At 72.0% G+C, this 22,426-nt stretch carries 19 protein-coding genes; 11 read left to right on the forward strand and 8 right to left on the reverse strand.

Features of this window, described 5'->3' with window-relative positions; all coding sequences use genetic code 11:
- Positions 1-3: 3 nt before the first annotated feature.
- The 8 genes from ACWDY5_RS08700 to ACWDY5_RS08735 all read left to right on the forward strand — a co-directional run bounded on the left by ACWDY5_RS08700 (position 4) and on the right by ACWDY5_RS08735 (position 6,993).
- Complete coding sequence (locus ACWDY5_RS08700; RefSeq protein WP_449721650.1) at positions 4-1,164, forward strand: MAB_1171c family putative transporter; 1,161 nt, start codon at positions 4-6, stop codon at positions 1,162-1,164.
- 132 nt (positions 1,165-1,296) lie between these two features.
- Positions 1,297-1,884, forward strand: a complete 588-nt coding sequence (locus tag ACWDY5_RS08705) for a hypothetical protein (RefSeq protein ID WP_449721651.1) — start codon at positions 1,297-1,299, stop codon at positions 1,882-1,884.
- Positions 1,881-2,180, forward strand: a complete 300-nt coding sequence (locus ACWDY5_RS08710) for a hypothetical protein (RefSeq protein ID WP_449721719.1) — start codon at positions 1,881-1,883, stop codon at positions 2,178-2,180. The genes ACWDY5_RS08705 and ACWDY5_RS08710 overlap by 4 nt, the downstream gene beginning before the upstream one ends.
- Positions 2,135-2,296 (forward strand): hypothetical protein, encoded by a 162-nt coding sequence (locus tag ACWDY5_RS08715; RefSeq protein WP_449721716.1) that lies wholly within the window; start codon positions 2,135-2,137, stop codon positions 2,294-2,296. Before ACWDY5_RS08710 ends, ACWDY5_RS08715 begins: the two co-directional genes overlap by 46 nt.
- Positions 2,297-2,415: 119 nt before the next feature.
- A complete protein-coding gene (locus tag ACWDY5_RS08720) occupies positions 2,416-3,228 on the forward strand; it encodes a hypothetical protein (protein WP_449721652.1) in 813 nt (270 codons plus the stop codon).
- Positions 3,225-5,270: a hypothetical protein gene (locus ACWDY5_RS08725; protein ID WP_449721653.1), complete on the forward strand. Its 2,046-nt coding sequence runs from the start codon at positions 3,225-3,227 to the stop codon at positions 5,268-5,270. Before ACWDY5_RS08720 ends, ACWDY5_RS08725 begins: the two co-directional genes overlap by 4 nt.
- Positions 5,263-6,096, forward strand: coding sequence for a hypothetical protein (locus ACWDY5_RS08730; RefSeq protein WP_449721654.1), 834 nt, complete (start codon positions 5,263-5,265; stop codon positions 6,094-6,096). Before ACWDY5_RS08725 ends, ACWDY5_RS08730 begins: the two co-directional genes overlap by 8 nt.
- A 117-nt stretch (positions 6,097-6,213) precedes the next feature.
- Positions 6,214-6,993: a hypothetical protein gene (locus tag ACWDY5_RS08735; protein WP_449721655.1), complete on the forward strand. Its 780-nt coding sequence runs from the start codon at positions 6,214-6,216 to the stop codon at positions 6,991-6,993.
- On the opposite strand, the gene ACWDY5_RS08740 is transcribed toward ACWDY5_RS08735, so the two are convergent.
- From ACWDY5_RS08740 to ACWDY5_RS08765, 6 genes are all read right to left on the reverse strand, one after another.
- Entirely contained in the window at positions 6,933-8,171 is a 1,239-nt protein-coding gene (locus ACWDY5_RS08740; RefSeq protein WP_449721656.1) for a hypothetical protein, read from the reverse strand. The two genes, ACWDY5_RS08735 and ACWDY5_RS08740, sit on opposite strands and share 61 nt — an antisense overlap.
- Before the next feature lie 13 nt (positions 8,172-8,184).
- Positions 8,185-8,742 carry a DUF3558 domain-containing protein gene (locus tag ACWDY5_RS08745; protein ID WP_449721657.1) on the reverse strand — a complete coding sequence of 186 codons (558 nt, stop codon included), beginning with the start codon at positions 8,740-8,742 and terminating at the stop codon, positions 8,185-8,187.
- A 23-nt stretch (positions 8,743-8,765) separates the two neighbouring features.
- Positions 8,766-9,095, reverse strand: a complete 330-nt coding sequence (locus ACWDY5_RS08750) for a hypothetical protein (protein ID WP_449721658.1) — start codon at positions 9,093-9,095, stop codon at positions 8,766-8,768.
- 117 nt (positions 9,096-9,212) lie between these two features.
- The gene (locus ACWDY5_RS08755) at positions 9,213-9,911 is read right to left on the reverse strand and encodes a DUF998 domain-containing protein (protein WP_449721659.1); all 699 of its coding nucleotides are present in this window, start codon (positions 9,909-9,911) and stop codon (positions 9,213-9,215) included.
- Positions 9,912-10,288: 377 nt separating this feature from the next.
- A complete protein-coding gene (locus ACWDY5_RS08760; protein ID WP_449721660.1) occupies positions 10,289-11,947 on the reverse strand; it encodes an FAD-binding dehydrogenase in 1,659 nt (552 codons plus the stop codon).
- Between the two features lie 125 nt (positions 11,948-12,072).
- On the reverse strand, positions 12,073-12,519 hold the full coding sequence (locus tag ACWDY5_RS08765; RefSeq protein WP_449721717.1) for a MarR family winged helix-turn-helix transcriptional regulator: 447 nt from the start codon (positions 12,517-12,519) through the stop codon (positions 12,073-12,075).
- 149 nt (positions 12,520-12,668) lie between these two features.
- Here ACWDY5_RS08765 and ACWDY5_RS08770 point away from each other — a divergent pair, with 149 nt between their 5' ends.
- The 3 genes from ACWDY5_RS08770 (at position 12,669) to ACWDY5_RS08780 (ending at position 15,574) form a co-directional block, all read left to right on the forward strand.
- Complete coding sequence (locus tag ACWDY5_RS08770) at positions 12,669-13,865, forward strand: MFS transporter (protein WP_449721661.1); 1,197 nt, start codon at positions 12,669-12,671, stop codon at positions 13,863-13,865.
- A gap of 66 nt (positions 13,866-13,931) precedes the next feature.
- Complete coding sequence (locus tag ACWDY5_RS08775; RefSeq protein ID WP_449721662.1) at positions 13,932-14,717, forward strand: SDR family NAD(P)-dependent oxidoreductase; 786 nt, start codon at positions 13,932-13,934, stop codon at positions 14,715-14,717.
- Between the two features lie 29 nt (positions 14,718-14,746).
- Complete coding sequence (locus tag ACWDY5_RS08780; protein ID WP_449721663.1) at positions 14,747-15,574, forward strand: aldo/keto reductase; 828 nt, start codon at positions 14,747-14,749, stop codon at positions 15,572-15,574.
- Positions 15,575-15,627: 53 nt separating this feature from the next.
- On the opposite strand, the gene ACWDY5_RS08785 is transcribed toward ACWDY5_RS08780, so the two are convergent.
- On the reverse strand, positions 15,628-19,449 hold the full coding sequence (locus ACWDY5_RS08785) for an nSTAND1 domain-containing NTPase (RefSeq protein ID WP_449721664.1): 3,822 nt from the start codon (positions 19,447-19,449) through the stop codon (positions 15,628-15,630).
- 172 nt (positions 19,450-19,621) lie between these two features.
- Positions 19,622-21,652 carry a glycoside hydrolase family 2 TIM barrel-domain containing protein gene (locus ACWDY5_RS08790; protein ID WP_449721718.1) on the reverse strand — a complete coding sequence of 677 codons (2,031 nt, stop codon included), beginning with the start codon at positions 21,650-21,652 and terminating at the stop codon, positions 19,622-19,624.
- Positions 21,653-22,426: the final 774 nt, after the last annotated feature.

The following is a 22,426-nucleotide window of genomic DNA, read 5'->3' on the forward strand; positions in this document are numbered from 1 at the left end:
CTGGTGTCCCTGATCGCGCTGCTGTACAAGCTGCGCGACCTGCGCCGCGACCGGCGGGAACCCGGGCTGCTCGCGCTGTGCGCCACCTTCGCCATCCTGACCGTCACCTACACCCTGTTCATCCCGGCCGTGTGGGCCTGGGTGGACCGGCTGCTCGGCGTGCCCAACATCGGCGGGATCATCAACCAGGGCATGGTGATCCTGCTGACCATGGCGCAGCTGAGCGTGGTGCTGCGCTGGTCCGACCCGCCAGGGGTGGCCTGGCCGCGGATCCGGTTCCGGCTGTGGCTCTACGGCCTGGTGCTGGCCGCGATGGCGGCGCTGTACACGCTGGCGGCCACCACCAGCGTGCAGGACGACTACTTCGCCCTCTCCCTGGTCCGCTCGCCGTACTACCAGGTCTACATGGGCCTCTACCTGAGCGCGTACACCCTGGGCCAGGTCGACGTGATGCGGCTGTGCTGGCGCTACGCCAAGGTCGCCGGGCGGCCGTGGCTGCGCCGGGGGCTGCGGATCGCGGCGGCCTCCTCCGCGCTGGGGCTGGTGTACTCGGCCGGGCGGGCCGCCGACGTGGTGGGCGGACTGCTGAACTACAGCGGCCTGTGGTGGGAGCCGGTGGTGCGGGTCAGCGTCGGGCTGGCCGCGCTGCTGAAGGTGGTGGGCTGGACCATTCCCGGCTGGGGGCCCCGGCTGTCGGTGGCGCTGGGCGCGCGGGACCGGCGGCGGGCGCTGCGCGAGCTGACCCCGCTGTGGCAGGCCCTCTACCGCTCCGCCCCGGACATCGCGCTGGTGGACCCGCTCGGCGCGGGCATGCGGCAGAGCCTGGAGTTCCGGTTGTACCGCAAGGTGATCGAGATCAGGGACGGGCAGCTCGCGCTGCGGCCGTACCTGGATCCGGAGGTCGCGGAGACCGCGCGGCGGATCGGCGCGGAGGCCGGGCTGAGCGGGCGGGAGCTGGACGTCGCGGTGGAGGCGGCGCGGCTGCGGGTGGCGCTGCGGGACCAAGCCGAGGGGCACCGGCCCGAACAGTCCGCGCCGCTGACCGGGGACAGCGGGGGCGACCTCGCCGAGGAGCTTTCCTGGCTGCGCCAGGTGTCCAGGGCGTTCAGCGGCTCGCCGGTGGTGGCCGCGGTGCTCGCCGGGTCCAGCAGGGAACACGCCTGAGCGGCGGTCCAGCCACGATCACTCCGTGATGTGAGGACGGTCACGGTCCGTATGTGCGGTTCCGGACACAATGTCGTGATCATCAGGAGCAGGCTGTGCCCCGACCACCACGCCGTTGTTCCGGAGTTCCGCATGAGCGAGCCGCCGCCGTTCCTCCCGCCCTACCGGGCCGTGCTGGTCGCGGACAACCGGGACTACGACGGTGACGGACCGACCGGGCAGCGGCTGGACGAGTCGGTGCCCGAGGTGCTGCGCGCGACCTTCGACCGCATCGGCCAGCCCGGCCTGTGGCGGGAGTTAGCCTTCCAGGACAGCTCGGCGCACGGCCACACCCTTGGCCTGGACACCCGCTACCTGCCCCTGCTGGTCGAGCCCTACCTCCAGGCCCTGCGCCGCGAACTGGCCGCGCGGAGCCGCCACACCCGCAGCTATCCGCTCCGCCTGCGGGTCAGCCTCGGCGTCTGCCCGCTGCCGACGGCCGGCGCCCCGGCCAGGGTGGAGGCGCACAACCTGATCAACGCCCAGTCGGTGCGCAACCTGGCCCGCCGCGCCGACCCCACACCGGCCTTCGTGGCCGCGATCCTGTCCGAGCGGGTGTTCAACGACGTGGTGCGGGCGGGCTACACCCGGCTCTCACCGGCGGAGTTCACCAGGACCGAGGTGCGGGTGAAGCAGTACCACGGCACCGGCTACCTGCACCTGCCGAGGGAAGGGGAATGAGCCCGCGCCGCGGCTTCCGCGCGATGGTCACCGAGGCCGTGTGGGCGGAGCTGCTCGCGCTGGGCACGCCGCACCGGTTCCGGCCGCGCGCGGAACTGGTGCGCCAGGGCGGCTTCGGGGAGTTCCTGTTCGCGGTGGCCGAGGGCCGGATCAAGGTGCTGCACCGCAACGAGGACGGCGAGCAGCTGCTGATGGCCATCCGCGGTCCCGGCTGCCCGAGCGGTCGCGGCTGCCCTTCACCCAGCAGGAGCTGGCCACCGAGCTCGGCCTCTCCCGCAGCAAGGTCGCCGCGGTGATCGCCGGACTGCGGGCCGGCGGCGTGCTCGGCGCGGGCCCTCGGCTGCGGGTCAGCGATCCGGTCCGGCTGCGCGCGTGCGCGGACCGGTCCGGACCCGATCATCGCGATCTGTGACGCCAGTCACGCCCATTGTGTCCAGCGGTGGACAAACTCCGACGGCGGGCCCGGCGACGCTGGGCCTGCACCGGTCTCGGTCACCCCCCAATCGGCGAGCACACTCTGGAGTCATCAGCATGTCCGCATCCCCGCCCCGTGACCTGCCGCCGTACCGCGCGGTGCTCGTGGTCGACATCAAGGACTACAGCGGTTACCAAGGGGCCGAGCACCAGTCGCTGAGCGAGCAGGTGCCGGAGATCCTGGCCGCCGCCTTCACCCGGGTCGGCCGCCCGGAGGTCTGGGCGGAGAAGAGCTTCCACGACAGCACCGGCGACGGGTACGCCGTCGGCCTGGACCCCCGGCACCTGCCACTGCTGATCGACCCGTTCCTGGGCGGCCTGCAACGGGAGCTCTCCGCCCGGCACGAGCTGGCCACCGGCGCGGCGGCCCGCTCGCCGGTGCGGATGCGGGTCAGCCTCAGCGTCGGCCCGCTCACCGACAGCGGCCGCAACGTGGTGGGCGACGGCAAGGGCGAGCACCGGGTGGAGGCGCACCGCCTGGTCGACGCGCCCGCGTTGAAGGAGCTGCTGGAGCGGACCAACCCGATGCGCACCTTCGTCGCGGCGATCCTGTCCGAGCGGGTCTTCCAGGACGCCGTGGCCACCGGCTACACCGGTCTGGACCCCAGCGAGTTCACCCCGGCCGAGGTGCGGATCAAGCAGTACCGGGGCACCGCCTACCTGTACCTGCCACACCACTCCGGCGATGTGCTGGCCAACGGCCTGGTCACCGCGCCCCGGCACGAAACCTCGGCCGAGGAGATCGTCGCTCCCGCACCCGCCGCCACCGAGGGGAACCGGAGCCGGGGCGGGATGGGCGATCTGCGCAACGTGAGCGGGACGATCATCGCCGGCAACGACGGCTCGGTGCGCACCGGCGGGCGACGGTGACCGAACAGTCCACTGTGGACCGCAGCCGGGGCGGCATGGGTGATGTGCACGACGTCAGCGGGATGCTGATCACCGGCAACGACGGTCCGGTGCTGACCGGTGGCGGCACCCTGCACGTCACCTACAACCAGCTGCGGGAAGGCCTGGACGACCGGCCGCAGCGGCACCGCTGGGTGTCGCCGGAGCGGGTCGGCTGGCTGCGCGGCCGTTTCGTCGAACCGAGGGGTTTCGCCGAGGCGGCCGCGCGGCTGGCACGCGCGGGCATCGTGTTCGTGCACGGCAGCCCGGGCTCGGGGCGACGGAGCGCGGCGATCATGCTGCTCGCGGGCGCCGCGGTCACCGGCGACATCCGGGAGATCTCGGTGGCGCCGGGCGAGGCCGAGCTGTTCGACCCGGACGTCGTTGACGCGGAACGACTGCTGCTCGATCTGTCCACTGTGGAACCACCGGAGCTCGCTCAGGCCGGCGGTCTGCTCGACGTGCTCACCGGCCAGGTCCGCCGGGCCGGCGGCGCGCTGGTCGTGGTCCTGCCTGCGCGGGCAGGCCCGCGGACAGGCGACTTCTTCGGCGACCAGCTCGCCGAGATCCTGCTCGAACCGGGGCAGCGCAGGCGGTTGCTGGAAAGTCACCTGCGCGCCGGCGGGGTCGCGGTGAGCGCGGCCGATCTCGACGATCCCCGCCTGGTCGCGGTGCACCAGGCGCACCCCGCCGAGGAGCTGGCCCGGCTGGCCGAGCTGCTGGCCGCGGAGCGGCCCCGGCACGAGAGCTTCGCCGGCACCGTCGAGACCGCGCTGGCCGCCTACCGGAACTGGGCCGAGGAACTGGGCGAGCGGTTCCGGGAGCACACCGATCCGCGCTGGCGGGCGCTGATCGTGACCGCGGCGCTGCTGGAGGGCGCCCGGATCGAGGCGGTGCACCAGGCCTGCTCGATCCTGCTGGCCCGCACCGGGGACCCGGTTCCCGAGCAGCACCCGCTGGCCGCCGAGCCGCTGACGCGGCGACTGGCCCAGGTCGGCGCGGTGGTGCGGGGAGACCGGGTGTGGTTCGGCAAGCTGGCCTACGGGGACGCGGTGCTGCACCACGTGTGGCGGGAGCTGCCGGGGCTGCGCGAGGTGCTCACCCACTGGGTCGAACGGCTGCCCACGGCGCCGCGCACCATGATGTCGGCCGCGGACCGGCGGCGGATGGCCGACCGGTTCACCGAACTGGCGCTGCACTCCGGCGAACGGACCGACCTGCGCTGGCTCACCCGGCACTGGGCCGACTCCAACAACCCCAGGGTGGTGCCGCTGGCGCTGAGCACGCTCCGGCTCTCCATGTTCGACCGCGCCGCGGGCGGCTACTTCCGGCAGATGCTCGCCGAGTGGTCCCGGGTGCCCAGCAGTTCGCCCAACCGGGCCAGAGTGGTCATCACCGCCTGCGCCGAGGTGCTGAACGAGTCGCACCTCCCCCTCGCCTTGGCCATGCTGCAGAACCTGTTGGCGCACCAGGACTCGGCCGTGGTCGCCGAGGCGCGCGAGCTGCTGCTGGGCATGGCCGTGACGACCTCCGCGCGGTTCGCGGTGCTGCGGCGGGTGACCGAGGCGATGGCCAGGGGCGACGGGCTGGAGGCCGGCACCTCGGTGTTCGGCGTGCTGACCGCGCCGCCGGAGCTGTTCGCCGCGGACGGCGTCTCGGTGCCGCTGTGGTCCACGCCGGGGGTGCGGGAGCTGCTGCTGACCGGGTGGCGAGCCGTGTTCGGGCAGGAACCGCGGGCGGAGACCGTCGAGGCGGTGCGGGCCTGGCTGCGCCTGGTTGACGGGTCCATTGTGGACGGTGATCGGATGCCGTCCCTGGTGCAGTTGCTGGTGGATGCCTGCGACGGTGACTACCGCCTGCTGGCCGTGCTGCGGCGGATCACCGCGGACTGGGTCGCCGACGCGACCGAGCAAGTCCCGGCCGGCCAACGGGAATGGGTGCTGGCCTGGGTGGACGAGAAGATCGAGGACGCGCAGGACAACGCCTGGACGCGGACCTTCGGCGAGGGGAGTCTTGGTGGTTGAGTCAGTCCGGTCCGACCTGCCGCAGGGGTGCCTGGGCCCGTTCACCTCGTGGCTGCGCAGGGCGAGTCAGCCACCGCCGCCGCCCATGCCGCATCCGGTGCGGGGCATCGAGGTGCGGGACTGGCAGCTGCCCAGTTCGGTGCCCGGCGTCGACTTCCACCTGACCGGACAGATCTTCTGGCAGGTGCTGGCGGGCAAGAGCTTCCACCCGGACCTGGAGAACCTCGCGCGGCACGCGATCCACCAGCGGGTGGCGTCGGTGACCTCCGCCGGGCACCCTGCCCACCACGTCTCACTGCGGATCCGGCTCAACACCGAGCTCGGCGAGTCCATGGTGGATCCGACCGGGCGGATCGCGGCCCGCGCGGAAGGCCTGACCCTCTCCCTGGCCGACGGCGCGCTGGAACGGATCCAGCGGTACCAGGACCTGTTGCTGGCCAAGGCGGTCTGGGACCTGGAGTCACAGCTGGAGCGCGACCGCACCCGGTACTTCCGGCAGGAGGTGCTGCCCGACACCAGTTCCGCCGCCGCCTGGTGGCTGGCCCGCAACCCGGACCGCACCGGCGAGGCCGCCGCCATGGTCGAGCACCTCGGCCACTGGGTGCGCGCGGTCAACGGCCCCGGCGACCCGGAGCCCGCCCCTGCCGGTACGCCGCTGACGGCCGCGGTCACCGAGCTGGCCGCGGACATGGACGAGTCGAGCCGCCAGCTCTTCGTCAACCACCTGGCCCGCGTGCTCGAGCAGTACGGGCGGGTGCGCGCAGGCGCCGAACTGCGCCGGTTGTCACCTCAGGTGACCAACGGCAGCCACGCTCCGCCACGGTGACTCGGACGCGGGGCTGGCATCCGGGTTAGGCGGGCCGTTGCGTGACACATGTCACGCTCGCCAGGCGTGCCTGACGCGAGACTGCTCCGGCGGGTCCATTGCCGAGGAGGGTCGTTCATGACCGGATCCACACAGGCACGCCGGCCGGTGGGGCCATTCGCCGGAGTCGGCACCTGGTGGCGTTCTCGCCAGTTGCGCAAGGAAGAGGTGGGGGCGGCGGCGCCGCCGGTGGCCACGCCGGCCAGGGTGGCGCGGTATGAGGTGGCCGCCTGCCGGGTGCCGAGTGCGACCGCGGAGTTCGCGTTCACCTTCTCCTGCACCGTGCGGTGGCGGCTGGTGGGCGCCGCGGACGGGCCCCGGCATCCCAATCCGGCCGGGGTGGCGGTGAACGCGGTGCTGCACCGGGCGATGGCCATCTCCGGCGCGGCCGAGCTGACCGAGGGCGAACGGGTCAACGCGGAGCTGGCTGCCGAGCTCGGCACGCCCAAGCCCGATCCTGGCGGCTGGGTGCAGTCCTGGGCCGAGGACATCGGCCTGTCCGCCGACGCCGAGGACCTGAGTCTGGTCACCCAGCTGCAACGATTACGCCGCAAGCGGCTGGCCTGGGCGGCGGAGCGGGAATGGGAGTGCGACCAGCGGCAGTACCTGACCGAGAGCGTGCTGCGTGATCCCGGTTCGGCGGTGGCCTGGTGGCTGGCCCGGCATCCCGAGGAGATCGAGGAGGCCGTCCGCCTCGTCGGTCCGCTGGCCCGGCTGGTCTCCGCGGTGCACCAGACCGAGGTGCACCCGCTGTACCGCGACTTCGAGCCACGCCACCAGCTTCCGGGGCCGAGGGCTCAGGAGGGCTCCTCGCCGATCACCGGTGGCGGCACGGTGGGCAGGTCGTCCAGTCCGTAGATCTCGTCGCTGAGCCTGCGCACCTTGCTGGTGTGCTCGACGTCGTCCTCGGGCCTGCGGCCGGGATGCGGCGGCGGGAGCAGCGAAGGGCCTGGGGCGCCTGGTTTTCCGGAGGCGGGGTGGGTGGTTCGCCGGCCGGTCGAGGCGGGGTTGCGGGACGCGGGCGGTGGTGGCTGCGGGGATGCGCCACCACCGCCCAGCGTGCCGAGAAACCCTGCCGTGCCACCGGATCCGGCGGCGAGTCCGCCGGATCCCGGGCCGCCGCCGGGACCGTGGCCGCCCAGCCCGCCGCCGGATCCCCCGCCGCCGAGGCCGCCGAACCCGGTTCCCGGGCTGCCGGGGATCGGCAGGTCCGGGCGGAGGCCAGTCGGGCCGGCCTGCGCCCGGGTGCCGTCCTCGGGACCGGTCGAGTGGCCGGGACCGGGGTGGGCGGGATCGGGGTGGGCGGCGGGTTCGGTGGTGGTGGGTTCGGTGGTGGCGGGCCCTGGTGGCCGGCCGGGGCTGGCCGGCTGGTCCAGTGGTGTTTCCGGTGGGCGGGTGCGGCCGGGGTCGCGGGCGGGTGGGTCGACGGGCGGGGGTTCGCGGCGGTCGCGGTCGCCGGGCGGGGGTGGGGTGAGCGGGGTGGTCTCGACCGCGATCCGGGGCGGGTCGGGCAGGGTGGGCACCGACTCCGCCTGGACTCGCGCGGCGGCCTCGAAGGCGTACAGGGCGCGGTTGGCGGCGTCGTCGCGGGCCTTGTTGGCGGCCAGCTGGGCGTGCATGTCCTGCTGGATCTCGATGAGCGCCACCGGGTTGAACACCGTGTCGGCGAAGCCGGGCTGGCGCACCTGTTCGGCGGACTCGATCTTCGGCTTGGTCTCGGCGAAGTCGACGCCGTGCGCGGAGACGCCGGCCAGGTTGGTCTCGGCGGCCTTGAGCGCGGTCATCGCCCAGTGCAGGGACGGCCGGGCCGCGTCGAACATCGCGGTGGCCGCCGCGCCGTGCCAGTCCAGGCCCAGGTCGGTCAGCGCCCGCGCCACCCGCTCCCGGCACTCCTCGGCCGCCACGTGCATCGCCCGCAGCGCGTCCGCGGGCTCGCGCACCGCGCCGCTGCCCGCCCCCTCCTGCATCCAGCGGTACTTCTCCTCCAGCGGATAGCCCTCGAACCGGTTGTGCCGTATCCGCGGCTCCTCGCTCATCCCCGCCCCCTTGTCATCGTTTTCCGCGCAGCTCCACCAGGTTCCGGGTGGCCAGCTCCGCCATGGCCACCGCGCGCTGGCACAGCTCCGCCGTGGTCAGCGGCACCGGTTCGGTGTCGTAGGAGTACTGGATGCCCAGCCGCTGCCCGTCGGCCACGCTGACGTCGACGAAACAGCCGCGGTCGTCGCTGACCAGCCGGTTCTGCACCGCGGGGAACCCGGCCACCTCGACCAGCTGGACCTCCAGGTTGGTCGCCCCGGGGCGCAGCCAGGCGTCCGCGCCTTCCTGCGGCACCGGCGTGACCCGGTAGGCGTAGCGCGGCTTTTCCCCCGACCGGGAGAACCGGCAGCCCTTGTTGTCGAACCGGTCGCCCGCCTCGGCCGCTATCACGAAGTCCACGCCGAGGTCCCTCCGCTGCGCCGTGGTGAGCAGCGCGCAGACCTGGTCGCCCATGAACCCGTCCAGCCGGATCTCGCTCGGCCGCGCGGACACCGCCGCCTTGGCCGCCGCCGCGTCCATCGGCATCGGCGAACCGGGCACCGAACATCCCGCGAGCAGTACCAGTGCCACCATTCCCAGTGCGCGAAAGGCGATCATGGCCGGTACCGGCTCAGCGATTCGGCGATCTCCGTCTCGGTGAATCCATAGGCCTCGGCGGCGATCTTGAGTTCCACCGCCGCGTCCAGCAGGGTTTGGCTGTACTTCAGGTACTGGCAGTGGATGGAGTCGGGCGCGCGGACCAGTTTCCAGCTGTACACCTGCGCGGTGTCCTTGCTGACCGGGTCGCCGCCGCAGGGTCGCAGCCGAAGGTTGTCCCGCAATGCTTCCAGCCGGTCCCGGAGCCACTCCCCTTCGCGGTGCAGCACCGCGAACGCCGCGAGCACCTGTTCCCGGCTCACCTGTACCCGGTCATCGCTCCCCACGACTACCCCCCGATTTACCCCGATTACGATGAGTAACCGTAAAGAGGGCAAAGGGTGGGGACCGTGACAATTTGCACAGAACCCGGGGCTTCACCCGAATTGACGCATTACCCGCAATTACTTGTTTGGTTTGGCAAAATGCGCCCAACAACCCAGTGCCACCACCGCGAGCACTTCGGTCAGGGCCAGTCCCCGTTCCCACAGCCCTAGCGGGAAGAACTCCCACCAGCGCGCGCCCAGCGGCCCGTAATAGGCGATCACCGCCACGATCGGCGGGAACCACAACAGCGACACCAGTCCCAGCCACCACACCGTCCTGGCGAAGCTCCGCGAGGCGACCTCCGTCAGCCACGGCCGCGCCAGCAGCATGGCCGCGATCGGCAGGCCGAGGAACGCCAGCGCGCTGCCCACGCGGTGGATGTCGCCGCTGAGGCTGGGGCCGACCGACCAGTCGTGCTTCGGGAACAGCACCACCATCACCAGGCCGATGACCCACATCGCCAGGAACACCGCGGCGGGCGAGGCGGCGCGGGTCAAACCCTTGCGCACCAAGCCGATCAGGATGACCGCGGAGCCCGCGGCGAGGATCAGCAGGGCGGAGTCGAAGACCCAGCGCTGGTCGGTCAGGGCGTAGTGGCTGATGGTGCGGAACAGCGGCGCGGAGGCAGGCAGCAGGTCCAGCAGGCCGACCAGCGCGATACCGGCCAGCACCAGCACGGTGCCGATGGCGCTCAGGGGCGCGGCGGCGCCCAGCACCCGTTCGGGGAGGGGTCTGGGCGCCGCCGCGGCGGCGGTGCGCTCGGGCTCCGTCGGCACTGGGGGAACCTCGGGAGACAGCACGCGCACCTCCGCGGCAGGGCGCCGGGGTCTGCACTCCGCCGGCGCCGGGTTGTTGTGCTCGGTTGCCTGAAGAACGCGGCGGCGGCCGGACATCGTTCCCGGTCGCGGCTGTCGATAACCTGAAGACAGTGGACCCCCGTGCGACCGAGGGCGCGCTGGTGACCCGGCCGAGCCCGCTACCAGCGGTGATGTCCGCAGCGGAGTATCGGCCGGGCGGCGACTGGCGGTGCGCGAGGACACCCCGGAGTCGCGACGGCGCCGCCGGCCGCGGGGTCGACCGGGTCAAGCCCGGCCTGGTGGCCGTTGCGCGGCAACGACTCCGAGGTCTCCCGGCTGGTCGAGGGGTGGCTGACTCAGCCGACCGCGGCCGCCGCGGCCCGGCCCGCCGTGCGGCCGGAGAACAGGCAGCCGCCGAGGAAAGTGCCCTCCAGCGAGCGGTATCCGTGCATGCCGCCGCCGCCGAAGCCCGCCACTTCACCGGCCGCGTACACCCCGGGCAGCGGTTCGCCACCGGCCTGGAGCACCCGGCCGTCCAGGTCGGTCTCCAAGCCGCCCAAGGTCTTGCGGGTCAGGATGGACAGTCGCACCGCGATCAGCGGGCCCGCCTTGGGGTCCAGCAGCCGGTGCGGGCTGGCCACCCGGATCAGCTTGTCCCCCAAGTAGTTCCGGGCGCCGCGCAGCGCGGTCACCTGGAGGTCCTTGGTGAACGGGTTGGCGATCTCCCGGTCCCGCGCCAGCACCTGACGCTCCACATCGGACAGTTCGATGAGCGGTTCGCCGCCGGTGAGCTCGTTCATCCGGCGCACCAGCGCGGGCAGGGTGGACTCCACGATGAAGTCGACCCCGTTGCGCTTGAAGGCTTCTACCGGTCCCGGCGCGCCCGCGCGGGCCCGGCCGATGACCTGTCTGACGCTCTTGCCGGTGAGGTCGGGGTTCTGCTCGGAGCCGGAGAGCGCGAACTCCTTCTCGATGATCTTCTGGGTGAGGAGGAACCAGGTGTGCTCGTGCCCGGAGCGCATGATGTGCTCCAGGGTGCCCAGGGTGTCGAAGCCGGGGAACAGCGGCACCGGCAGGCGCTGCCCGCGCGCGTCCAGCCACAGCGAGGACGGGCCGGGCAGGATCCGGATGCCGTGCCTGGCCCAGATCGGGTTCCAGTTCTGGATGCCCTCGGTGTAGTGCCACATGCGGTCCGGGTTGATGATCCGCGCGCCCGCGGCCTCGGTGATGCCCAGCATCCGGCCGTCCACGTGCGCGGGCACGCCGGAGAGCATCTTGGCCGGCGGGGTGCCCATCCGCGCGGGCCAGTTGCGGCGCACCAGGTCGTGGTTGCCGCCGATGCCGCCGGAGGTGACGATCACCGCCTGGGCGTGCAGTTCGAACTCGCCGATCGGCACCCGGGAGCTGCCCTCGCCGCGGGCCACCGGGCTGGGTTCCAGGACCTGGCCGCGCACGCCGTCGACCACGCCGCCGGTGACGCTCAGCTCGTCCACCCGGTGCCGGAACTTCAGCGTGACCAGGCCGCGCTCGACCGCGGCGCGAACCCGCTTGACGAACGGGGCGATCACGCCGGGGCCGGTGCCCCAGGTGATGTGGAAGCGCGGCACCGAGTTGCCGTGGCCGTTGGCGTCGTAGCCGCCGCGCTCGGCCCAGCCGACCACCGGGAAGATCTGGATGCCCTGCTGCTTGAGCCAGGCCCGCTTCTCCCCCGCCGCGAACTGCACGTAGGCCTCGGCCCACCTGCGCGGCCAGTAGTCCTCCTCGCGGTCGAAGCCCGCGGTGCCCAGCCAGTCCTGCCAGGCCAGCTCGTAGGAGTCGCGGATGCGCAGGCGGCGCTGCTCGGGCGAGTCGACCAGGAACAGGCCGCCGAAGGACCAGAACGCCTGGCCGCCCATGCTCGCCTCGGGCTCCTGGTCCAGCAGCAGCACCCGTCTGCCCGCCTCGGCCAGCTCGGCGGTGGCGACCAGACCGGCGAGCCCAGCGCCCACCACGATGACATCGGCATCGGCAGCCATTGACGACCCTTCTCCCGGAGCGGGATGACGCGGACCAGCCGATCATGCCGCCTCGCCAGCCCGCGGCCTAGCACCGGAAGCGGATTTCTACCCGCGAGTAGCGCGCCGGACGGCCGGCCCGCGCCTCAGGGGGTCCAGGACTTTTCCAGGACGGCGACCAGGGGGGCCAGTTCGGGGAGGGTCTGGGCCTCGGCGAGGGCTTCGGCCAGGGCCTGGTCGTGGGTGGGGCGGGCCTGGTCGACCAGCTGCTGGCCGGTGGGGGTGACCTCGGTGTAGATGCCGCGGCGGTCGGTCGGGCACAGGTAGCGCTCCAGCAGGCCGCGCTCCTCGAGGCGGGTGACCAGGCGGGTGGTCGCGGACTGGCTGAGCACCACCGCGTTGGCCAGCTGGTTCATCCGCATGTGCCAGCCGTCCTGGCGGGACAGGATGGACAGCACGCTGAACTCGCGCACGGACAGCTCGTGTCCCTTCTGCAGCGCGCGCTCCAGCTTGTCCTCGATCCGGCCGTGCAGGGCGGCCAGTGTGCGCCATCCCTGGGCCCGCGCTTCGACCGCGTCGTCGGCCAGTCCCATCTGCGCCCCTCCTGAGCTGCTCGGCTTGCGCCGCCCGGTGTCCAGGTGCATCATACAGCTCGTGCAATAACCAGCGCGTGCAACTATCGCAGACGCGGGTTATTGTGGACGCCGCTAGTTGTTGACGCTATCCACCTGGAGTGCTGGCCATGCCCATTGCCCTGCTCGCCCTGGCGATCAGCGCGTTCGCCATCGGCACCACCGAGTTCGTGATCATGGGGCTGCTACCCGAAGTGGCCGCCGACTTCGGGGTGTCCATCCCGGCCGCCGGCCTGCTGATCTCCGGCTACGCGCTGGGCGTGGTGGTCGGCGGGCCGCTGCTCACCGCGCTGGGCGGGCGGCTGCCCCGCAAGACGATCCTGGTCAGCCTGATGGTGCTGTTCATCGCCGGGAACCTGGTCTCCGCGCTGGCCGAGACCTACGGCCTGCTGATGACCGGCCGGGTGGTCGCCGCGCTCGCGCACGGCGCGTTCTTCGGCGTCGGCTCGGTGGTGGCCGCGGACCTGGTCGCGCCCGAGCGCCGGGCCAGCGCGATCGCGATGATGTTCACCGGTCTGACCATGGCCAACGTGCTCGGCGTGCCGCTGGGCACCGCGCTGGGCCAGCAGCTGGGCTGGCGCTCGACGTTCTGGGCGGTGACCGCGCTGGGCGTGCTCGGCCTGATCGGCGTCATCGCGCTGGTGCCGCGCACCAAGGCCGCGCCGGGCGGCGGGCTGCGCCAGGAGCTGGCGGTGTTCCGGATCCCGCAGGTGTGGCTCGCGCTGGCGATGACCGCGCTGGGTTTCGGCGGGGTGTTCGCCTCCTTCACCTACATCGCGCCGATGATGACCCAGGTCGCCGGGTTCGCCCCCGGCACGGTCACCTGGCTGCTGGTGCTCTTCGGGGTCGGCCTGTTCGCGGGCAACCTGCTCGGCGGCCGGGCCGCGGACCGCGCGCTGATGCCCAGCCTGTACCTGATCCTGGCCGTGCTGGCCGCGGTGCTGTTCACCTTCACCTTCACCGCGCACTCCCAGCTCGGCTCGGTGCTCACCATCGCCCTGTTCGGCATCGCCGGGTTCGCCACGGTTGCGCCGCTGCAGATGCGGGTACTGACCAAAGCGGCGGGAGCGCCCGCGCTGGCCTCGGCGGCCAACGTGGCCGCGTTCAACCTGGGCAACGCGGGCGGCGCGTGGCTGGGCGGGCTGGCCATCGACCACGGCCTGGGCTACACCGCGCCGAACTGGATCGGCGGCACGCTGACCGTGGCCGGGCTCGCGGTAGCGCTGTTCTCCGGCTGGCTGGACCGTCGGCGGCGGGCCACGATCGGCATTGAGGGAACCGCACCGGAAGCCGCACTCGCGCGCTGAGTACGCGCGCCGACTGCATATATCGCCTCACTGAATATTCTCGCCAGGGAAAGGCAGCTCGTAGCGATGAAGATCGACCTGACCGGCCGCACCGCCCTCGTCACCGGCTCGACCAGCGGGATCGGCTACGCCGTGGCCGCCGGGTTCGCGAACGCGGGCGCCGAGGTGGTGCTCAACGGCCGCAGCGCGGACCGGGTCGCGGCGGCGGTGGACAAGCTGACGTCGGAGACCGGTTGGAACAAGGTCACCGGGGTGGCCGCGGACATCGCCACCGCCGAGGGTGCGGACTCGCTGTTCACCGAGCTGCCCGAGGTGGACATCCTGATCAACAACACCGGCATCTTCGGGCCGCAGCCGGTCTTCGAGATCCCGGACGCGGAGTGGCTGCGCTTCTTCGAGGTCAACGTGCTCTCCGGGGTGCGGCTGACCAGGCACTACGCCCCACGGATGGCCGAGCGCGGCTGGGGCAGGGTGGTCTTCGTCAGCAGCGAGTCCTCGACCATGATCCCCAGCGAGATGGTGCACTACGGGATGACCAAGACCGCGCAGCTCTCGGTCGCCCGCGGCATGGCCCAGGAGGTCGCCGGCAGCGGGGTCACCATCAACAGCGTGCTGCCCGGCTCCACCCTCACCGAGGGCGTGCGCACCTTCATCGGCGAGCTGTACCCGGAGCTGCCCTTCGAGCAGGCCGAGCGCGAGTTCATGGCCAAGGACCGGCCGACCTCGCTGCTCAAGCGGCTGATCCGGCCGGAGGAGATCGCCAACCTGATCGTCTACACCGCCAGCGACGCCGCCTCGGCCACCACCGGCGCGGCGCTGCGGGTCGACGGCGGCCTCATCCCGACCATCTGAGTTCTTCGCAGCACACGAAAGGAAGATCGATGAGCAAGGTTCCGTCCCGCACCCTCAACAACGGGGTGGCCATGCCGCAGCTGGGCTTCGGGGTGTTCCAGATCCCGGACGCCGAGACCGAGGCCGCCGTCACCCACGCGCTGGAGGCCGGGTACCGCAGCATCGACACCGCGGCCATCTACGGCAACGAGGGCGGCGTCGGCGCGGCGCTGGCCGCCGCGGGCCTGCCCCGCGAGGAGCTGTTCATCACCACCAAGCTGTGGAACGCCGACCAGGGCTACGACAGCGCGCTGCGCGCCTTCGACGCCAGCCTGGACAAGCTGAAGCTGGACTACCTGGACCTGTACCTGATCCACTGGCCCGTGCCGGCCAAGGGCAAGTTCGTGGACTCCTGGAAAGCGCTGACCAAGCTCCAGGAGGACGGCCGGGTGCGCGCGGCAGGCGTGTCCAACTTCCAGCCGGAGCACCTGCGGCAGGTCATCGACGCCACCGGCGTGGTGCCCGCGGTGAACCAGGTCGAGCTGCACCCGCGGCTGGTCCAGGCCGGGCTGCGCGAGGTCCACCGGGAGCTGGGCATCGTCACCGAGGCGTGGAGCCCGCTGGCCCAGGGTGAGCTGCTCGACGAGGCGGTGCTGGTGGAGCTGGCCCGCAAGTACGACCGCACCCCGGCCCAGGTCGTGCTGCGCTGGCACCTCCAGCTGGGCAACGTGGTGATCCCGAAGTCGGTGACGCCGTCCCGGATCAAGCAGAACCTGGACGTCTTCGGCTTCGACCTCACCGAGGACGACCTGGCCTCGGTCAGCGCGCTCAACGCCGACCGCCGCACCGGCCCCGACCCGGACACCTTCACCGGCTGATCCGGCCAGACCTGTTGCCCCGCCTGGGTCCTCCGGGCGGGGCGAGGCCGTGTTCAGCGACAGCTGGGGCGTTGCGGGACATCGGGGAAGTACTGCTCCCACTCCTGCGGGCTCAGTTCTGGGTCCGGTAGCTCGCAGACGCGGGCGGCGGCCTGCTCGGGGTCGGCGTCCCAGAGCAGCACCACGCCGTCGTGGCCGCCGCTGACCATGGTCTTGCCGTCCGGGCTGAACTGGACGCTGTAGACCCGGTCCTTGTGCAGGGCCAGCACCGCGGCCTCGGTGAGGCGGCCCTGGCCGGAGACCTCCCACAGCCGCAGGGTCTGGTCGGCTCCGGTGCTGGCGAGCATGTTCCCGTCGCCGCGGAAGGCCACCGAGTAGGTGGTGTTGCCGTGTTCCTTCTTGGTCTCGGCCAGCCGGGGGCGGTCGGGGTCGCGGATGTCCCACAGCCGCACCGAGTGGTCGGCGCTGGTGGAGGCGAGCAGGGTGCCCTCGGGGTTGATCGCCACCGAGTACAGCATGTCGGTGTGGCCGGTGGCCGCGGCCAGCAGCGTGGCCTGGCCGGAGTCGTGCACCCGCCACAGCCGGATCACCCGGTCCGCGCCCGCGGCGGCCAGCACCTTGGTCTTCTCGTTGTAGGCCACGGACATGATGGCGTTGGCCGGGCTGTTGAGCACCGCGCCGCGCTGCGGCTTGTCCGGGTCGCGGATGTCCCACAGCGCCACGGTGCTGTCCACGCTGCCGGTGATCAGGGTGGCGCCGCGGTCGGCGAAGGCCATCGAGAGCACGCCGTCCACGTGGCCTTTCAGCTCGCCGCGCGGGCGGATGTCGTCGAGGTCGCCGACCGACCACAGCCGGACCGTGCCGCCCAGGGTGGAGGTGGCCATCAGCTTGCCGTCGGCGCTGAACCGGACGTCGTAGACCACGTCGTCGTGGCCTTGCAGGATCTTGAGCAGCCGGGGGTGCTGCTGGTCGCGCACGTCCCACAGCCGCACGGTGTGGTCGGCGCTGCCGGTGACCAGCACCTTCTGGGTGGGGTGCAGCACCGCGGTGCGCACCGGGCCGGTGTGCGCGCTGAGCTCGGGCAGCTCGGCCGGGTGCTCCGGGTCGGCGAAGTCCCACAGCCGCACGCTCTGGTCCAGGCTGCCGGAGGCGAGGGTCTTGCCGTCGGGGTGGAAGACCACCGAGCGGATGATGTCGGTGTGCTTGCGCAGCACCGCGCCCGCCCTGGGTTTGCGGCGGTCCCGCAGGTGCCAGACCCGGATGTCGTTGTCCAGCGCGCCGGAGACCAGGGTGTCCTCGCGTGGCCGGAAGGACAGGTCGAACACGGTGTCGTGGTGCCCCGTCAGCGGGGGCAGCTCCACCGGTTTCAGCGGGTCGCGCATGTCCCAGACGCGGATGCTGCGGTCGGGCGCGCCGGTGGCGAACAGGGTGCCGTCGTGGTTGAAGGCCGCGCCGAAGGCGCTTTGCCGGTCCACGTGCAGGGCGCCGACGGACTTGGGGTTGCCGGGGTCGCTGATGTCCCACAGCCGCACCGGCGGCTCGCCGGAGCCGACGATGGCGAAGGTGCGGCCGTCCGGGCTGAAGGCCATGCCGTGCACGGTCATGGTGTCCTGGAAGCGGGCCTTGCGGGTGGCCGCCCTGGGGTCGCGGACGTCCCAGAGCTCGACCACGCCGTCCACCGCGGCGACCGCGAGCAGGGCGCCGGTGCGGTCGAAGGCCAGCGAGGCGATCGAGGCGCCGGTCCACGGCAGGCGGCCGATCTCCTTGCCCCGCTGGGGATCGGCCACGTCCCAGAACCGCACGGTGGCATCACCCGCGCCGGAGGCGATCAGGTCGCCGCCTGGCCGGTAGGCGATGCTGGAGACCGGGCCGGTGTGCCCGTGCAGGGTGCGCACCCGGTGCGGGTGCCTGCGGTCGCGCACGTCCCACAGGCTCATGGTGCTGTTCTGGTTGGCCACCACCATGTTCCGGCCGTCCGGGCTGTACACCGCGGCGCCGACGGTGTTGCCCTGTTCGGTGAGCGGGCTGGCGTAGTGGGTGACGTAGGTGCTGAGCAGGCTGCCCCTGGTCTCCAGGATCGGGGCCAGCCGGTAGGCGGCCAGGCTGAGCCGGGCGGCCAGGCCGGGATTGGCGCCACGCAAGGAGATCGCCCGGTCGGCGACCCGCTGGGCGACGGTCGTGGTGCGCTCCTCGTCGGCCATCCGCTGGGAGTCCACCGCGAAACCGGTGGCGACCACGCTGAGCACCAGCATCGCGGTCAGCAGCGCGACGGCCTGGCGCAGCCGCCGGGTGCGCCGCCGGTCCACCTGGTCCTGCCTGGTCTGCTCGGCCAGGCTGGCGGCGAGGAAACGCTGCTCGCCGGCGGAGAGGGTGTCCTCGTTGCGGGCGGCCCAGTCCTTGGCCACGGCCAGCCGGGAGCCGCGGTAGAGCGCGCCCTGGTCGCGGCCCTCGGCCTCCCAGCCCGCGGCGGCCTCGGTGAGCTGGCGGTGTACCCGCAGGCCTTCGCGGTCCTCGGTGAGCCAGCCGCGCAGCCGGGGCCAGGACCGGATCAGCGCCTCGTGGGTGATCTCCACGCTGTCGCCGTCGCGGGTGAGCAGCCTGGCCGCGGTGAGTCGATCGAGCACGAGTGCGGTGTCGGCGTCTTCGGTGTCCAGCTCGGTGCGGTCGATGCGGCGCTTGGTGTCCTCGGTGCCCTCGCCAAGCGCGGTCAGGCGCAGCAGGATGCGCCGCAGCAGGGCGCGCTGGGCCCCGGTGAGTCCACTGTGGACTTCCTCGGCGGTGCGCGCGACGGCGTGCTCGATGCCGCCGACGGCGTCGTAACCGGAGAGGGTCAGGGTGGTGCCGCGCCTGCGCCGCCAGGTCTCCAGCAGCGCGTGTGAGACCAGCGGCAGCACGCCCGGCCTGCCGGAGGCGTCCGCGACCAGGCGGGTGACCAGCGCGGTCTCCACCGAGCAGCCGGCGCGTACGGCGGGTTCGACGATGGCGGCGCGCAGCTCGTCGGTGCCGAGCTGGCCGACCACGATCTGCGCGTCCTGCAGGATGCCGGCCAGCTCGGGGCGTTGCAGGCAGTGGGTGTAGAAGTCCGAGCGGACGCCGATGACCACCCTGGCCCTGGTCAGCTCGTCGTCGGTGGCCGCGCGCAACGCGGACAGGAACGCCGAGCGCTCAGCCGGGTCGGCGCACAGGGTGAACAGCTCCTCGAACTGGTCCACCACAAGCAGGAACTCCGCGCCCGCGGGCTCGCCGTCGAGCAGCTGGCGCAGCGCGAGCCCGAGGTTGCGCGGCTGTTCCCGGAGGTCGGCGGCGAGCCGGCCGGCCGGGGTGCGCAGGCGGGCGGCCAGCGCCACCGCGCACTCCTCCAGCGGGCGGGCGCCGGGGGTGACCACGAGTGCGGGCCCGGCCTTGGGCAGCACTCCGGCGCGCAGCACCGAGGACTTGCCGGAGCCGGAGGCGCCGACCACCGCGACGAACCGCCGCCGGGTCAGCAGGCCGATGAGCTTGTCCACCAGGTCGGCCCGGCCGAAGAACCGGTCGGCGTCCTCGGCCTGGAAGGCGGCCAAGCCGGGATAGGGCGGGCGTTCGCCGTCGGCCTCCCGCGGCTGGACCGGGTCGAGCTCGGCGGCCGCGTCCCGCCACCGCTTCTCCCACTCCGCTTCCTCGCCGCCGCAGGCCTTGGCGTAGGCGAGGGTGACCGCCAGGCTGGGCAGCCGGTCGCCGCGCGCGGCCTGGGCGAGGGTGGCCATGGAGAAGTGCGCCTGCCGGGCGAGCTCCCGGTAGCTCGGGTTGCCCGCCTGCTGCCGCAGCGCGCGCAGCTCGCCGGCGAAGCGCTGGACCGGTCCCCCGTCCGGATCCAGTGGACGTTCTGGACGTGGCATCTTCCCCCACCCGGATTGTGTGCGCGTTGATTGTGTAGCCCGCGTGGCGAAGCCACACAACAACGGAACAGCTAAAACTGTTCGTGGGGAGGGATCTGCGCGGTACTGGGGGCCGCCGCGTGGCGAAGGCCCGTCGCTCCGGCACCGGAGCGACGGGCCCTTCCCGTTCGACTCAGCCGGCGAGGGTCCAGGTCACCGTGTCGGTGTGCGGGCGGCCGTTCTTCTCCCCGGTCACCGAGACCACGTTCGCGCCGGGCCGCAGCGTGACCGGCCAGGTGTGGATGCGGTCAGGTGAGGTCTTCGCGCCTTGGGCGACGCCGTTGACGGTGAGGGTGACCGAGTCCAGGTTGGCGTAGACCTTGACCGTGGTGGCCGCGGCGGTGCGCTGGGTCCAGCGGCGGCTGGCCAGGTACACCGTGGGCTCCGGCGACCAGTTGGCCTTGTAGTAGTAGAAGGCGTCCTTGCGGACCTGCCGGTCGTAGCTGACCAGGCCCTTGTCGTTGCGGCCGTCGGTATCGCCCTCGGCGCGGCTGTCCACGGCGAAGTCGAACATGTTCCAGATGAAGCTGCCCCACAGGTAGCGGCGGGTGTCCAGCTGCTTCCAGTGGTTCTCGTGCAACAGGTTCTGGTACTCCTCCGGATGCCATTTGCCGGTGGTGACCGGGGGTTTCGGGTTCTCCTCGTGCTGGTGCACGCTGGCGCCCGCGCCGTACTCGCTGATGCTGATCCGCCGGGCCGGGTCCTTGGCGTGCAGCTGGTCGGCCCACCTGCCGGGGCCGGTGTCGCTGAGGCCGTACCAGCCGTAGTACTTGTTGTAGCCGATCACGCTGGTGTGACTGGCCAAACCATCGGTGTCGCCCTTGTGTGTGGCGTAGGTGGACAACCGCCCGGAGTCCTCGGCGTCGACCTGCTTGGCCAGGGCGTCCAGGATGCCGTTGGTGACCGCGTTGTCGCCGGCCTGCTCGTTGCCGATGCCCCAGAAGAACACCGAGGGGTGGTTGAAGTTCTGCCGGATCAGCTCGTACAGCTGCTGCGCCACGTTGGCCCGGAAGCCCGCTGCGTCGGTGACCTGGTTGACCAGCGGGATCTCCGTCCACACCACGTAGCCGCGCCGGTCGGCCAGGTCCAGCACGTGCTGGGACTGCTGGTAGTGCGCGGTGCGGTAGGCGTTGACGCCCATCTCGTCCATCAGGTCGAAGTCCTGCCTCTGCTGGGCCGGGGTGACCGCCCAGCCGTGGCCGAGCCGGTCCTGGTGCGCGTTGACCCCGCGCAGCTGGAGCCGCTGGCCGTTGAGGGAGAAGCCGGTGTTCGCATCGACGGTGGCCGAGCGCAGGCCCAGTGGCTGGCTGAGCGCGTCGGTGACCCGGCCGGTGGCGGCGTCGAGGATCTCCACGTGCGCGCGGTAGAGGTAGGGGTCGGCCTTGCCCTGCCAGCGGCGCGGGTTGCGCACGGTCAGGGTCTGCACGGTGCTGAACTCGCCGGCCGCGGCCACGGCGCGAGGGGCGGAGGTGGTGTCCGCGACGATGCCGCCGCCCGCGTCGGTGATCACGGTGCGCACCCGCACCCGGCGCGGCCCGGTGTGGTTGTTCCAGCCCTTGCTGGTCACCTCGACGGTGGCCGCGGTCGCGGTGACGACGCGCTGGCGCAGGTAGACGCCGGGGCCGCCGTAGTCGCCCAGGCGCAGCGCGAGGGGGTCGACGGCGATCAGGCCGACCGAGCGGTAGATGCCGCCGAAGAAGGTGTAGTCGGCGGTCAGCGGCGCGACGTCGGGGTGGGCGGCGTTGTTCACCCGCACCGCGAGCACGTTGTCCTGCCCCGGTTTCAGCGCGGCGGTGGCGTCGAACCGGAAGGCGGCGTAGCCACCGCGGTGCTCGCCGAGCCGGGTGCCGTTGACCCAGACCTCGGCAATGGAGTTGACCCCGTCGAACTGGAGCCAGAGTCGTTTCCCGGCGAGTGCGGCGGCGGGGCTCAGGTGTGTGCGGTACCAGCCGACTCCCCGGTGGTAGTCGTTGCCGCCGTCCTGTCCGTCCTGGGCGTTCCAGGTGTGCGGAACCGACACCGCCGTCCAGCCGGAATCGTCGAATCCAGGCGACTGCGCGCCGGGCACATCGGCGCGATGAAAACGCCAGCCGGAATCCGGGCTGGCATTGTGGCGTGCTTTCGGAGTTTCGTAGGCCACCGCGACCGGGGCGGTCGCCACCATTCCGGATGCGGCCAAGGCTAATGAGCAGACCAGAGCGAACAGGCGGAACCGGGACACAACACCACCTCGTTGTTCATGTGCGTGAACGGCGTTCTGCTAGCTGAACGGTCCAGAAAGCTAGCGACGGCCCGTCACGGGGAGCAAGGGCCATTAGTCGTCACGACCGACTAAACAACGACGGATCGCCTGTCCGGTCCGGAGCAGTTCACAGCCCCTTCAGAGATCATCACGAGGTGGTAAAGATGCAGTTCAGCGCGCTGTAGTTGTGCGGTCGTTGGTTGTACGTCGTCGGCTCCGAAGCCGTACAACGCCGAAGGCGATAGAACTGGACTCGGCAGGGACACCGTCGCGACTGGGGGTCGCGACGGTGCAACGCCAGCGGTCTCCCTCGACCGCGCGCGGCAGGGCCGTTCCGTCCCACGACGGCCCTGCCGCGTATCCGGCGACAGCCAGCCCGGCACCCAGTTCCTGATTCGCGGCAACGTCACGACTAGCCGTCGCTGCTCTGCTTCAATTGAGTGACCAGCAGGACGACGCCACCGACCCGTTCCTTCCTGGCCAGCTATTCCATTCAGTCTGACATTGTGGCCGTTTTCATGCTATTCACCTCAATACTCTCCAGCATCTGGTCATTCAGATGAACCGGCGATCGCGTCAGTTTTCAGGCGACTGCGGCGGACTGGCCGCCCCGGCCAGGGCTGTGATCCCGCAATTCCGGTGCGAGGGCCGATGCAGCCCGTGCCGCCGCCCACCTGTCTATGGCCGGGACCACAG

It is taken from the genome of Crossiella sp. NPDC003009 (assembly GCF_053591555.1).